Annotated in this window: 17 protein-coding genes; 7 read left to right on the forward strand and 10 right to left on the reverse strand. The window is 41.2% G+C overall.

Translation table 11 applies throughout. The annotated features are described in order from the left end of the window. Nucleotides 1-182 precede the first annotated feature (182 nt). Entirely contained in the window at nucleotides 183-713 is a 531-nt protein-coding gene (locus tag V5N63_RS03780) for an acyl-CoA thioesterase (protein WP_332029873.1), read from the forward strand. A gap of 29 nt (nucleotides 714-742) precedes the next feature. Next, complete coding sequence (gene thiL, locus V5N63_RS03785) at nucleotides 743-1795, forward strand: thiamine-phosphate kinase (RefSeq protein ID WP_332032893.1); 1053 nt, start codon at nucleotides 743-745, stop codon at nucleotides 1793-1795. Between the two features lies 1 nt (nucleotide 1796). On the opposite strand, the gene V5N63_RS03790 is transcribed toward thiL, so the two are convergent. The 3 genes from V5N63_RS03790 to rplU form a co-directional block, all read right to left on the reverse strand. Then, on the reverse strand, nucleotides 1797-2642 hold the full coding sequence (locus V5N63_RS03790) for a UDP-2,3-diacylglucosamine diphosphatase (protein WP_332032894.1): 846 nt from the start codon (nucleotides 2640-2642) through the stop codon (nucleotides 1797-1799). Between the two features lie 174 nt (nucleotides 2643-2816). Further along, nucleotides 2817-3074: a 50S ribosomal protein L27 gene (gene rpmA, locus V5N63_RS03795; protein ID WP_027376950.1), complete on the reverse strand. Its 258-nt coding sequence runs from the start codon at nucleotides 3072-3074 to the stop codon at nucleotides 2817-2819. A 26-nt stretch (nucleotides 3075-3100) separates the two neighbouring features. Continuing rightward, nucleotides 3101-3529 carry a 50S ribosomal protein L21 gene (gene rplU, locus V5N63_RS03800; protein WP_265143954.1) on the reverse strand — a complete coding sequence of 143 codons (429 nt, stop codon included), beginning with the start codon at nucleotides 3527-3529 and terminating at the stop codon, nucleotides 3101-3103. Nucleotides 3530-3716: 187 nt separating this feature from the next. Between rplU and V5N63_RS03805 the strand changes: the two genes are divergently transcribed. Then, nucleotides 3717-4808, forward strand: coding sequence for an acyltransferase family protein (locus tag V5N63_RS03805; RefSeq protein ID WP_332032895.1), 1092 nt, complete (start codon nucleotides 3717-3719; stop codon nucleotides 4806-4808). Between the two features lie 38 nt (nucleotides 4809-4846). On the opposite strand, the gene V5N63_RS03810 is transcribed toward V5N63_RS03805, so the two are convergent. Next, on the reverse strand, nucleotides 4847-5095 hold the full coding sequence (locus tag V5N63_RS03810; protein ID WP_088468485.1) for a hypothetical protein: 249 nt from the start codon (nucleotides 5093-5095) through the stop codon (nucleotides 4847-4849). A 156-nt stretch (nucleotides 5096-5251) separates the two neighbouring features. On the opposite strand from V5N63_RS03810, the gene V5N63_RS03815 reads away from it, so the two are divergent. The 4 genes from V5N63_RS03815 (at nucleotide 5252) to V5N63_RS03830 (ending at nucleotide 8590) form a co-directional block, all read left to right on the forward strand. Next, nucleotides 5252-5833: a tRNA-(ms[2]io[6]A)-hydroxylase gene (locus V5N63_RS03815; protein WP_332032896.1), complete on the forward strand. Its 582-nt coding sequence runs from the start codon at nucleotides 5252-5254 to the stop codon at nucleotides 5831-5833. A 69-nt stretch (nucleotides 5834-5902) separates the two neighbouring features. Continuing rightward, complete coding sequence (locus tag V5N63_RS03820) at nucleotides 5903-6523, forward strand: DUF502 domain-containing protein (protein WP_088468483.1); 621 nt, start codon at nucleotides 5903-5905, stop codon at nucleotides 6521-6523. A 102-nt stretch (nucleotides 6524-6625) separates the two neighbouring features. Beyond that, complete coding sequence (locus V5N63_RS03825) at nucleotides 6626-8002, forward strand: tryptophanase (RefSeq protein ID WP_332032897.1); 1377 nt, start codon at nucleotides 6626-6628, stop codon at nucleotides 8000-8002. Between the two features lie 51 nt (nucleotides 8003-8053). Further along, the gene (locus V5N63_RS03830) at nucleotides 8054-8590 is read left to right on the forward strand and encodes a HEPN domain-containing protein (protein WP_332032898.1); all 537 of its coding nucleotides are present in this window, start codon (nucleotides 8054-8056) and stop codon (nucleotides 8588-8590) included. Between the two features lie 327 nt (nucleotides 8591-8917). On the opposite strand, the gene V5N63_RS03835 is transcribed toward V5N63_RS03830, so the two are convergent. The 6 genes from V5N63_RS03835 to V5N63_RS03860 all read right to left on the reverse strand — a co-directional run. Next, on the reverse strand, nucleotides 8918-9688 hold the full coding sequence (locus V5N63_RS03835; protein ID WP_332032899.1) for an alpha/beta hydrolase family esterase: 771 nt from the start codon (nucleotides 9686-9688) through the stop codon (nucleotides 8918-8920). A 66-nt stretch (nucleotides 9689-9754) separates the two neighbouring features. Next, nucleotides 9755-10084 (reverse strand): metal-sulfur cluster assembly factor, encoded by a 330-nt coding sequence (locus V5N63_RS03840; protein WP_332019409.1) that lies wholly within the window; start codon nucleotides 10082-10084, stop codon nucleotides 9755-9757. 2 nt (nucleotides 10085-10086) lie between these two features. Beyond that, nucleotides 10087-11352: a hypothetical protein gene (locus V5N63_RS03845; RefSeq protein ID WP_332032900.1), complete on the reverse strand. Its 1266-nt coding sequence runs from the start codon at nucleotides 11350-11352 to the stop codon at nucleotides 10087-10089. After that, complete coding sequence (locus V5N63_RS03850) at nucleotides 11352-12182, reverse strand: DUF2249 domain-containing protein (RefSeq protein ID WP_332032901.1); 831 nt, start codon at nucleotides 12180-12182, stop codon at nucleotides 11352-11354. The genes V5N63_RS03845 and V5N63_RS03850 overlap by 1 nt, the downstream gene beginning before the upstream one ends. Further along, the gene (locus V5N63_RS03855) at nucleotides 12179-12676 is read right to left on the reverse strand and encodes a hemerythrin domain-containing protein (protein WP_332032902.1); all 498 of its coding nucleotides are present in this window, start codon (nucleotides 12674-12676) and stop codon (nucleotides 12179-12181) included. Before V5N63_RS03855 ends, V5N63_RS03850 begins: the two co-directional genes overlap by 4 nt. An 11-nt stretch (nucleotides 12677-12687) precedes the next feature. Continuing rightward, a partial coding sequence (locus V5N63_RS03860; RefSeq protein ID WP_332032903.1) for a DUF2249 domain-containing protein occupies nucleotides 12688-13820 on the reverse strand: 1133 nt, incomplete at its 5' end.

Here is a 13820-nt window from a genome sequence, read left to right on the forward strand (position 1 = left end):
TAATGCGTAATTTTGTGCCTTCATTCAACAGTCTATTTTGGAGACAACACTTCCGCAATAGGGATTGCAATGGAAATCCTTTTTTTGGCGGCCAAGCCGGAAAAAGATTGTAATGAAAAGCCCGACCCGAGCTGTGGGTAAAGCCTGGTGAGGGGATTGCCAAAAATATTAAACCTAAAAATATGTCAGTATATCATCACAAATTTGAAGTCCGCTGGAGCGACATTGATGCCAATAAACATCTTGCCAATTCTTCATACGTTCAGTATTGCGCGCAAACCCGAATGGCCTTTATGAACACCCATCAAATGGGACTTAAAGAACTTAGCCGATGGGGAATTGGTCCTGTAATTCTTCATGAAAGGTATTCCTTTTTCAAGGAAATTTATGCCGACCAAACCGTATATGTAAGTCTGGAAATTGCCGGAATGTCTGAAGATGCAAGTATTTACCAGTTTGTTCACAAATTTTATCTTCCGGACGGTACGCATTGTGCGACGTCGGAAGCAACAGGAATTTGGATCGACATGATGTTGAGAAAAACCACTACTCCGCCGGAAGAAATTGTGGAGGTAATGAATGAATTCAGTACCGAAAACACTAAAATTTTAACAAGAGAAGACCTTAGAGCTTTGCCTTTTAAACCTGAAAATGTGGAAGCGTTCCATAAAAGAGGAACCTTCACCTGGAAAAAAGGCAAAGAGGAAAACTAAACTGCTATTTAGCTCAAAAAATTAAAATTATGCTCGAAGATAAAAGTCCGCAACTTACCCCGATTTCTGCATACGGCGAATTTGGTCTCATTAAACACCTGACCGAAAACTTTAGTTTTGATAATGATTCTACCGAAGTTTCGATTGGTGATGACGCTGCTGTAATTAATCCCGGAAACCAGCGAGTAGTGGTTACTACCGATGTTTTGGCAGAAGGCGTGCATTTTAATTTAGGCTATGTACCCCTGAAACATTTGGGCTATAAAGCTGTGGTTATAAATCTGAGCGATATTGCAGCCATGAATGCTGTTCCCACACAGATTCTGGTTTCGCTCGCAATTTCGAACCGGTTTCCGGTAGAAGCGCTCGAAGAAATTTACGCCGGAATCGCGTTGGCCTGTAAACGTTATAAAGTTGATCTGGTTGGCGGCGATACTACAAGTTCCAATTCCGGTTTGGTGATGAGTATTACGGCGATCGGCTTAGAAAATTCAGAGAATATCGTAAAAAGAAATGGTGCAAAACCGAACGATCTGCTTGTCGTAACAGGAGATCTGGGCGGTGCGTATCTCGGTTTGCAGATTCTGGAACGCGAGCACGCCGTATTTCTTGCTAATCCGAATATGCAGCCTGAAATGGAAGGTTACGATTATATTCTGGAAAAACAGCTGAAACCGGAAGCGCGGACCGACATCAAAAAGACGTTGGAAGAACTTGGCGTGAAACCAACATCTATGATTGATGTTTCTGATGGCTTATCTTCGGAAATCCTTCATTTGTCGGATCAAAGTAAAGTGGGCTTCCGCCTGTACGAAGAAAAAATCCCAATGGATTCTCTCACGATTTCTACCGCTGAGGAACTGAATCTGAATCCTGCCATGTGCGCAATGAACGGTGGCGAAGATTACGAATTGCTGTTTACCGTAGCACCTGAAGACTTCGAAAAAATCAGGAATCATCCGGATTTCAGCATTATCGGTCATGCCGTGGAAGCGGATCAGGGGAATTATCTGGTGGCAAGAGGCAGTAATGAATTGATTGCACTGAATGCGCAGGGGTGGGACGCCTTTTTAAACAAATAAATCATATTTTCTGCCCAACAAATGCTGCAAAAACATTAGGATGAATTAGTTCTTCCAGGTTGACGGAAGTATCGCTGGCCACAATTTCAGGTTTGTCGAATTTGGTCTCATCAAAGAAAATGAGGCTCCATTCGCCGTTGTTGTACTCCAGATACGATAGATTTTCGATCCAGTCGCCGGAATTCAGGTAACGTACTTTTCCGTTTTCTTTGGTGATTAATCGGTCTGCAGGCTGGTGAATATGCCCGCAGATAACATAATCGTATTTGTTTTCGATGGCAATTTCGATGGCTTTTTCTTCAAAATCACCAATAAATTTTACTGCGTTTTTTACGGAATTTTTAATTCTTTTCGAAAGCGAGACTTTTTTCTTTCCCATACTTTCGAGGAGAAAGTTAATCGCGCGGTTCACAAGAATCAGCCAGTCGTAACCGATTCCGCCGATTTTCGCAATAATTTTTGCACCGCCTTTTGTGGTGTGATCGAAAATATCGCCGTGGAAGAACCAATGTTTTTTTCCGTTGATTTCCAGAAGATATTTATCCGTCAGAAACAGATTTCCCATCGTTAAATCCGAATATTTCCTCAGGAATTCATCATAATTTCCGGTAATATAGATGATCTGGGTTTCGCTTTTCATCATCCGGAAAAACTCACTCAGCACGGCCATGTGCGAATTCGGAAAATATTTTTTCGAGAACGCCCATCCATCAATGATATCACCGTTCAGAATAAGAAGTCTGGGTTTGATACTTTTCAGATACGCAACCAATTCTGTAGCGTGACAGCCGTAAGTTGCCAAATGAATGTCCGAAAGAACAACGATTTCTACCTCTCTTTTTTCCATTTCAGTTTTTTCAAATTTAATATTTGAATAGGAGATCTTAATTAATTCAAAATTAAATTTCTCTGCTCAAAGTTAAATGAACGGTTCAACGGGTTTATTTCAACAAAAAAATCCCCAGTCTTGCGGCTGAGGATTTAATTTTTATAGTCCGATGATGATCGGGACGCAGTAAAATTATGCGTTTGGTTCAATAGATACGAAAGATCTGTTGTTTTGTTTCTTTCTGAAAACTACTTTTCCGTCAACTAATGCGTGCAGCGTGTGGTCTTTACCCATTCCCACGTTTTCACCTGGGTGGTGTTGTGTACCTCTCTGTCTCACGATGATGTTTCCGGCAATAGCTTCCTGACCTCCGAAAATCTTCACGCCCAATCTTTTGGAATGCGATTCTCTACCGTTTTTGGAACTACCAACTCCTTTTTTGTGTGCCATTTTATTTTAAGGTTTTTGGGTTAAAATTATTCAGCAGTTTCGCTGTCTGCTTTTTTGGTTGTTTTTTTAGCTGCTGGCTTTTCTTCTTTCGCTACAGCTTCTTTTTTAGCTTTTGGCTCAGCTTTTTTTTCTTTTTTACCGTTATCGAAACCTGTAATTCCAGTAATTACGATTTGGGTTAAAGACTGTCTGTGACCATTTTTCTTTTCGTAACCTTTTCTTCTTTTCTTCTTGAAGATGATTACTTTATCAGCTTTTACATGGTCTAAGATTTCAGCATCTACAGTGATACCGCTTACAGCCGGGGCGCCGATTGTTGTAGTACCGTTTACAGTAAGAAGAACTTTATCGAAAGAAACTTTCGCTCCTTTGTCTCCTTTTAAACGGTTTACAAACAACTTCTGGTCTTGCTCAACTTTGTATTGAAGCCCTGCTATTTCTACAATTGCAAACATTGTTTATAAATTTTGTTAGTTAATTCGAGGTGCAAAAGTAAGAAATATTTCTCACTTATCCACAATGATGTGATTTTTTTTGCTTAAAAACCTGAAAATTACATTTATAACTCCGGCGCATAAAAAATTTAGACCTGATCAAGTGATTTCGCTTAATTTAATTTAAATTTGATTTTTCCCGTTTGCCATGAAAAGAGATCTCTACATTGATTTTGCCAAAGGTTTTGCCACGCTTTCCATTATTTTTATTCATACCGTATTTTGGTCCGGCCAGTTTTATGTTCCAACAGAAATTCGGGTGTTATCACTGCTCATCGATGTGCCGCTGTTTTATGCTTTAAGTGGTTTAACTTCCGGCGGAAATGTCGAAAAAACACTTTACCGGCTACTCAAACTGCAGATCACCTTCATGATTTTTGTGACTTTTCTGTTCTTTCTCGATTACTTTTTAAAAGTTTTCGGACTGCATGTTTTCGGATTGGAATGGATGAAAGATTTCTACTCGACTTTCGGATCGAAATATGTTCCACACAATATTTCTGATGTTCCGCAATGGCAGAATCTCGGCAACTGGTATCTTCACCAATACACCAATGCAGATACATTTCCTGTAGTGATGGGAAGTTTCTGGTACCTGAAAGTGTATTTTATTTTAACTGTTTTCGGCGTGCTGATCCTCAGGTTTTTCCCGAAACATATCAACTGGTTTATCGGTTTATGTTTTGGACTGACACTCATCTTCAACCTTTTACCTCATTATTATCCTACAGGTCAAGTGGGTTACGTCGCTCTATATTTAGGTATTTTTCTTGCAGCCCACCAACTGAAAGGGAAAAAAATTCCCAATCAGTGGATTCCGTTTCTATATGGAATCTTGATTTTTATTTTAATTATTCTGTTCTGGAATTCAGGTAAAGAAATTTTCATGAAAATGAATAAAGCGAAATTCCCGCCGAAACTGCTTTACATTTTCTGGTCAGGGTTTTCACTTGTTACCCTTTTCGTGCTCTACAACCGGCTGAAAATCACAAAGGAAAGCATCATTACTTTTATCGGAAAAAATGCCATTTTCTTTTACTTTGCACAGGGCATGAGTTCTTCGTTGGTGTACTTTCTGGTGGTTCCGTTGCAGGATTCGATGCCGTGGTGGGTACTGATGATTTTAATTTACCTCATCAATATTGTTTTAGCGTTTGTAATCGCCGTCGGTCTGAAGAAAATTGATGCTTTCGGATGGAACTTCCTCGAATTTCTGCGTAAAAAAACCGCTTCAAATTAATATTGAAACGGTTTTTATAATACGAAGTGAACAAGTGATTAGTCCCTTTTACCTCCACCTCTAGCTGCTAAAGCAATAATGATGATGAGAACGAGCGCACCAATTACCCAGTAAAGTGGGTTCGTGAACCACTCTTCTGTAGTACTGGTGGTTTTAGTAGTAGTTACATCAACATTCAGATCCGGAGATTTGGTTGCATCCTGAGCAAATGCCATTACACTGAAGAAAAATGTAAGAATCATGATTCCCAATTTTTCTAACTTACTGGTTAATACCTGTGTGTTCATAATTTAAAATTTTTAATGTTGTAAATGCAACGTTCAAGATTTATGCCATAATTTACTGTTTTGTTTCTTTTAGTTTAAAAATCCTTCGTTTACATTGAAGATTCCATAGATTTTTATTGAAGAAATTATTGAGTAATTTTACCCAAACTTTTTAGCATGTTTAAACTGAAACTCCTTACCGATCCAAGATGGGCAAATATCGCCGAAAGTAATCTGGAAGAAATCCTCACCGACCATGCTTGGTGCGAACAAAAAGCGACTACCAATGCAATAACTTTGATCACCATGTTGCCGGAATATCCCGATATCATCACCGAACTGATTCTCATTGCTCAGGAAGAGTTGGAGCATTTTCAGATGGTACATGAAATTATCAAAAAACGCGGTTACGAATTCGGCAGGGAAAGAAAAGACGATTACGTGGGCGAACTCATTAAATTTATCCGACACGGAGGCACACGCGATGAAAGAATTATCGACCGAATGCTTTTTGCAGCAATGATCGAAGCACGAAGCTGCGAACGCTTCAAAGTACTTACTGAAAACATCAAAGACGAAGAACTGAAGGTTTTCTACAAAGAACTAATGATTTCTGAAGCCAATCACTACACCACCTTTATCAAATTTGCCCGCCAACTGGGTGATCCCGAAAAGGTGAATACACGCTGGGACGACTGGCTGGATTACGAAGCAGAAATCATTAAATCTTACGGTAAAAAAGAAACAATTCACGGCTAGTATTTTTTAACCACGGTTTTCGGATTTTTAGTATTTTTACTGCTAGTAACAACAAGTCTGAAAACATCAATGGACCGCACGCGCTTCGAACAACTTCTAAATACCTTGGTAAAATCTTTTTTCCAAGGTTTATTAATTATCGGGCCGTTTGCAGCAACGATATGGATTATCTGGTACATCGTTTCCAGCATCGATAATATGATTCCTGCGATTTCCGAAAAACTCTATCCTGGTATTACTTTTATTACGGTTCTTGGTACCACTACCCTTATCGGATATCTCGGCAACAAATTTATCATCGGACGCGTTGTGGTCGACAGTTTCGATTATTTACTGGAGCACACTCCGGGAATTAAATTCATTTACAGCTCCTTGAAAGATGTAATGACTTCCTTCGTGGGCGATAAAAAGAAATTCAACCAACCCGTTCTCATCAAAACCACTGAAAACCCTGCGATTTGGCGAATCGGATTCCTTACACAGCGCGACCTGTCCTCTGTGGGATTCCCGGGTTATGTTTCGGTTTATCTTCCCCATTCTTACGCAGTTTCGGGTTGGGTAGTTTTTGTAGAAGCAAGCAATATTCAAATATTAAACAATGTAAGTGCTGCCCAAGCCATGAAATTTGCGGTAAGTGGTGGTGTTGCAGGTTTCCATTCGGATGACAACGTATTCAAAGCTCCGGAATGAAATAATTAACAATTAATAATGAACAAAGAAGTGGCATTTACCCCAATTTTTGTTCAAAAATCTCAATTTCCAATTATTAATTTTTTTAATTATTCATTATTTATGAAACTTCCTTACGCAGAACCTTATCGAATTAAAATGGTGGAAGAAATCCGCCAATCTACAAAAGAAGAACGTGAACTTTGGCTGAAAAACGCCGACTATAATTTATTCAATTTAAAATCTTCGCAAGTTTATATTGATCTTTTAACCGATTCCGGAACTGGTGCGATGAGCGACCAACAATGGGCTGTGCTGATGACCGGAGATGAAAGCTACGCCGGATCCCGCAGTTTTGAAGATCTGCACAACACTGTAAAAAATATCACCGGCTACCAATATCTGCTGCCCACACACCAAGGAAGAGCGGCGGAAAATGTTTTGTTTTCCGTTTTGGTAAAAGAAGGCGACGTGATTCCAGGAAACTCCCATTTCGACACCACAAAAGGACATATCGAATTTAGAAAAGCTCATGCGATTGATTGTACGATTGACGAAGCTTTTGATGTAGAAAATCTTTTCCCGTTCAAAGGAAATATCGATTTAGATAAACTGGAAAATGTTTATAAAACCTATCCTAAAGAAAAAATACCTTTTTGTTTAATTACGATTACGTGTAATTCCTCCGGCGGACAACCTGTTTCACTGGAAAACATGAAAGCGGTGAAAGAACTTTCAGACCGTTATGGGATCCCTATTTATTTCGATTCTGCCCGTTTTGCAGAGAATGCTTACTTCATCAAGAAAAGAGAAGCCGGTCAGGAAAACCGCACCATCAAAGAGATTTGCAAAGAAGTTTTTTCTTATGGAATTGGGATGACCATGAGCTCCAAGAAAGACGGTCTGGTGAACATTGGCGGCTTTATCGCTTTGAATGACGAGGAAATCTTCCGTGCCGCTTCCAACATGACCATTATTTACGAAGGTTTCATCACCTACGGCGGAATGGCGGGACGAGATATGGCTGCTTTAGCGGTGGGTTTACATGAAGCTACAGAATTCGAATATTTGGAAAGCAGAATTTCTCAAGTGGAATATCTCGGAAATAAATTGATTGAATTTGGAATTCCCATTCAGAAACCGATTGGTGGACACGCTGTTTTTGTGGATTCTCTGAAGTTTTTACCTAATATCAGGAGAGAAGAATATCCTGCCCAAACTTTGGCGAACGAAATTTACAAAGAGGCCGGAATTCGCACCGTAGAAATCGGAACTTTATTAGCCGACCGTGATCCACAAACGAGAGAAAACCGCTACCCAAAACTAGAATTGGTTCGTTTGGCGATTCCGAGAAGAACTTACACGAACAATCACATGGATTACATCGCTGTCGCCATTAAAAACGTTTACGACCGACGCGACGAAATACAGAAAGGGTACAACATTACGTGGGAATCTGAAATCCTGAGACACTTCACTGTGAAGCTGGAAGAAGCTTAAAATATAAAATCCGTTCGGCGTTGCTGAGCGGATTTTTTGTTACTTTACAATATGGGTTACAATGCGAAAAATATTATTACACAAGCAAGAAAGTTTGAAGAAGCAAGTTTACTGTTAGAACAAAAAACAATAGAAATGAACAAATTACAAAACAGTACTCATCCTGTCTCAATTCAGAGGCAAATCACAGATGCTTACATAGAACCATCACTTGCACTATTCGGATTTTCATTGGAGCTTTACCTAAAAGCAATTTTTTTACATGAAAACGGCAAACCTACAAGTGGACATGAAATTCCTGACCTCTTTGAGAAATTAACAAGTGAATCGAAAACTTCTATAAAGGATTTTTTTGAAAATTCTAAACAGCAATACATAATTGATAATTATGGTTTTTTTGGTGAAAACAATTACTCTCAAATCTCTTTTGAAGAAAGTTTAGAACAACTATCAGATTTATTTGTGAAAATGCGGTATATATATGAATACCCTAACATGGAGAAAAATTTAAGCTTAAGAGATCCTGTGCGGAAAGCTATTATAAATAGAATTAATCAACTTCAGATTATACATTACCCATTAGACTGAGGCGAACCAACAATTTACCCAAACCCGCCCCACTTTACACTCGTAAACCCTAAACTACTCATCCCAACTCATTACCTCATTTTACCAAAACTTTATGTCCTGTAGCCAAACCATTAGATCCAAGCTAAACGATTAGCTCAACAACCAAAAACCTTAGGTCCGGAACCTAATCGTGTAGCACCATCTGATAATTTAAAATCCCCGTGAGCAAAGTCGAGAGCGTTTGCGACTCACTTTTAAATCATAATTCTAAAACAAAATTTTCACTATAATGAAACAAAAGTTCCATAAAGGTGAAACAAAAGTTTCAGCGGTATGTAAATGCGCCTATTTACTGTGCCTTTTAAAAAACGCCACTATTTCGGGAATAGATTCATGAGGGAATTCATGTCCGGCATTGCGTTCTTCGACCACGAGTTCGGTCTCGTCGGGTCCGGTGTAGTAGGTTTTATCGCCTTTTACCATGACGCTTTTGGGATCTGTTTTCAGATTATCTGCGACGATAGGAATAGATCGTTTCTGCATCGTGTACGGAACCAGCGGATCGTTTTTTCCCATGCTCATCCACACCGAAAGCGGTTTGGCTCCTTTGATCATCCTGCCGCCCTGCGCCGCCACGGTACAGATGGCCGCAATTTTATCGGCACGTTCCACCCAAAGCACATTCACGAATCTCGCACCGTTGGAATGTCCTACGGCATAAATCCTCGACGTATCGACGTTATAAATTTTACTAAGATCTTTTAAAACCTCATCAAAGAACAGTACATCGCGGTTGCCGTGATCGTTCGGGAACATTTGCCACCCGTTCAGAAGGCCTTTTTTATCCACCACATAACCTGAGGTTCCTGGAATTCCTTCCATAAAAACCACCAGCGCTTCCTTATCGTAATTCTGGAAATCGATTTTTTTTGATGCAAACTGCGCGTTGCCGCCATGTCCGTGGAAAACAAAGATTACGGAAGCTTTTGCCGTCTTTACCGATGGTTCAAAAAGAATTGCTTTCCGGGGAATTCCGCCGACGGTAAAGGTTTTCGTCAGCTGGGAAAACAAAAAGTTGAATGCAAAAACAGACAGCAGCAAAAGGATTTTTTTCATGGTGGAATTTCAACTTTGATACAGGTTGATAAAAGTAGTTAAAAGCCGAAACATTGTATTCATTTTCTACCTGTTCTGCAGCTGCATCATTCCTTCCTGCGAAACGCAGTCGTAATTCCAGGCGGGGCTGAAGGTGAGTTCAATTTCTACTTCGATGCCGGGGAATTCGGTTTCCAGTGCGTTCTGTACCCCGGTTTTAATGGCGTCGCCCATGGGACAAAACTGCGAGGTAAGCGTCATCACGATATGAACTTTGTTCTCTTCGGGGAAATTAATTTCATACACCAAACCCAGATCCATGATGTTTACCATCAGTTCTGGGTCCAGCACTTCGTACAGCGCCATTTCGGCACGGCTCTGCATATCGTAGGTTTTATCGTTTTCGTTGAATATCATGTTCAAATTTTTGTTTTGTGAAGAAGTAATTTAAAAACATTCAGGCAGTACATTACCGCTACTGCCAGCCATAACACCAACCCAATTCGGATGACGGTTAAGTGCTGAAGCACCAGCCCGAGAGCAAAAACCAGGAACGCCGCAATAAACAGCCTGAACTGCCAGATGGTGAGCTTTTCATGATAAAGGTCTTTGGGCAGCGGAATTTTCGCCTTTCCTGAAAGGTGTTTATACCGGTTATTCCAGATGATGAAGGGCAAAGTTTTGAAGGTTTTGCCGAGAATAATATTGGTAATCCAGCCCAGAAAAATAAGGGTTCCGTAAAGCATTGTGAAGCGGTAACCATCGGAATAATACACCACAGGAATCAGCAATACCGCGAGAATTAAACTCAGAAAAGAAAGAAACGTATGCTTCATCAGCAGTTCGATTCTCTTCCTTAACCGGTTTCTGAAAACATCGTAAAGGTAAAGCTGCCAGCAAATAATGCCTGCCAGAACAATGGCGGCGTATATCAGTACCCGCCCCGTTACGGCAAAGAAATAACCGTCGGTCAGGAATAAAATAAGTCCCAGATTCTGAAAGATAAACGCGTTTCTGAGGAGGTATTCTTTGGAAGATTTCCCCAGCAGAAACATCGGGACAAGCTTGGTACTCACGCCCGTAATAAGTTGCAGAAACCAGCCCGCAATGCCCATGTGCGCATGAAGTTTCAGCACTTCCAGATGACTTACCCGGAACATGGGTGTGGTTAAACTCAGATTAATGGCCAGCAAAAGCCCCACGGAAACCGTAAAAAGCAGCCAGAACGCAGAACCTGTGATGAGGAGTTTCTGTGCGGTATATCTTGTACAGATTTGGGTAGTTTTCCAGACATTGATAACGAAAAGCAGCACCGAGAACACAATCAGGGAGCCACCGGTAATCATCATCCACCCCACATCGAGATTCCAGAATTTCCAGGTAAGGAGAATAATCCCTGCGGTAAGGGTGTACCAACTCGCCGAAGCCATTTTTTCGCTGTACAGATCCTGCTCGCAAATCACTGGCAAAAGCTGGTGGGCAGCCCCGAAAATAACCATGGTTCCCCAGCCCAGCGCAGCGATATGCACAATGGTGAGCAAATGCGGCGTGAAATAGTGCTGGGTAAACGACTGCGGCGTGCAGAGCATCACGATACACAACACCAAAAAAGCTACGGCTCCCGTGGCATAAAACGGCAGTACTGCTTTGTTTCCGGGTGCTTTCCCGATGTTGATCTCTGCCATTATTTTCTGAAAATAAGCATTTTTACATCGCCTTCAGCCACGTTATGGATATGAACTGCGAAATCCTTGTCTGCCAGTTCTTCTAACAGATAAACCGGAACTCTTTTGTGATCGATGAACAGGGCGTTTCCTTCTGGAAGTTTTTCGAGTTCGCCCAAAATGGTGTGCATCGGGCCTGGCATTTCGAGACCGCGGACATCGATCCTGCGGACCTGATCATCACTGAATTTGGCTAGAAAATCACTGAATTCTTCACTGCCGTTCATCTGTAATTTACTTTCTAAAGGTTCAGCCACCTCAGCTTCTTTCTTTTTCTTCAGGAAATAGGTGTGGAATTCTTTGTCGCTGATGGTTTCCACAAACGTATCTTCGGCTTTTTCCTGTTTCAGAAGATGGATTAAAGGGGTCGGCACAAAACCGTTGATTACACAGAGAATCTCACCAGGTTTCACTTCTTTGAAACGGTGAAGGATTTCTTTCAGCGGGTCGGCACCGTCGTCGATAACAGGGCGTACGTCATAGAAATCGATATTTTCGTTTGAGGCATTTTGCAGCCACAATGGTTTCTGTTCTTCAGAAGTTTCTTCCTTAGCGGATTCTTCGCCTTCAAAAATAAATCCGAGGGGAGAAAGAACGCGTTTGAAATCATCAATGTTTGTTCCTGTCATTTTTGAAGCTTCAGCAATGGTAACGCGTGACGCCATGATTTTTCGGAGAATAGGATTCTTCAGTTTCTCCAGCGGTTTTGCAATGGAAGCAATGGCATCAACACTGCCTGGGTTTTCCTTGATAAGCTCCGAGATTTTTGTATTTACTGAAATTGTTTTCATAGGTGGTTCTTTTTTTCCTTTGCCCAAAATTCATCTTCATAATCCTCCACAGCGTCGTGGTTTTCAGCGTGAAGAATTTCACCGATCTTCCCAAGTTCCTGATCCGAAAACTTTTGCTCCAGGTAAGGGAAGAGCTGACGCTCCTCGTATCGCGTGTGATCATCGATCAACTGGGCGAGTTCAAGCAAAAGCGCATAGACTTTGGTATGGGACCTTAAATTAATCTCATTGATTTTCGCGAGGATAAGCTGGTGATCGGCCAGACCTTTCTTTACCATTTCGTCTTCTTTATCAATGAAAAGCAGTTTTTCCTCCGTTTCAAAGTGGCTCTGCAAATGGTGCAGCCAGAACCAGTGGGTGTAGCGGATCATTCTTTCGGGTTCTGTTTCGGCTTTTACACCGGTACGCAGTTTCCAGCAGAAGAGCAGCGTTGCGTAATGCTCGCGGGAAACGGGAACCAGATTTTCGTTGCGTTTGATCGGTTTCTTTTCCATGTCGGATTCTTTTATGAATATTTCACAGCAACTTCCTCATCCAGATGTAAGGCTCTTGGGAATAGGTAGTCGTTTTCGATGCGCAAATGGATATAAAGATCGTTTTCGAACTCTTTCAGTTTTTCATAAAGATAAGTAAAAGAGTTGCACGCGTTTTTCGGCGGTGTGAAATTATTCGTGATTCTTCTCAGGAAATTAAGGTCTTCGCCAGCGATTTCATGTTCTTTTAAAAGGATGCGGATCGGGTGATCCAGGGTTCCGGCGTCGTAACTTAATTCTTCTGTCGGAATGTCTTTTTTAATCAGTAACTGTCGGATCACAGGGAAAAGCACTTCTTCTTCATTCGTGATATGATTGAGCAGATCCTGCAGGAAATGATGCGTACTTGTCGCCACGCGGTGAAGTTCCGGATGATTCTCACCGTGATGTTCGGCAACTTTGATGGCCAGCCCGTTCAGGCTTTCCGCATTGTCTTTTATATAGCGGTGGTGCGTCTGAACGATATAATCTGCGAGCATGCCAAGTTCCCATTCGTCGTAATCTTTATTGTCCGGGAATTTGGTTCCGGAATCGCTGCAGCCGAAAGTCACGCCTTTTTCTTTTAAATATGCTGCTTTCTTCAGGTCTTTTTCAGGAATCGAGCCGTTTTGCGGAGTTTTTTCATCCGGGTTTTTGGCGATTTTTACTTTAAACCATTCAGGTCCCTGTTCCAGATATTCCCAGGTAAAAATATTGCCGCGTTCAGCAAGCAGTTCGTAATACAGCGGTTTCGGATCATGGTCGTTTTCAATAACGAAAGCTTCACCAGCCAACAGCGCGTCGAAATATTTGAAAACAGTCGGATGTTTCATGCGCGGCTCGAGCTGTGTTACATCTAATGTTTCCATTTCTTTTTCAACAGGATTTTTGGAGATCTTTACTTTAAACCATTCCGGTCCCTGCTCCGTATATTCCCAGGTAAAAATATTTCCACGTTCAGCAAGCAGTTCGTAATACAGCGGTTTCGGATCATGGTCGTTTTCAATAATGAAAGCTTCACCGGCAGACAGCGCGTCGAAATATTTGAAAACAGTAGGGTGTTTCATGCGCGGCTCAAGTTGGGTAACGTCTAACGTTTGTATATCGTGACTTTCCTCTGCGGGAT

Origin of the sequence: Kaistella sp., assembly GCF_032060305.1 — a bacterium.
In the GTDB taxonomy this organism is placed as follows: Bacteria; Bacteroidota; Bacteroidia; order Flavobacteriales; family Weeksellaceae; genus Kaistella; species Kaistella yananensis.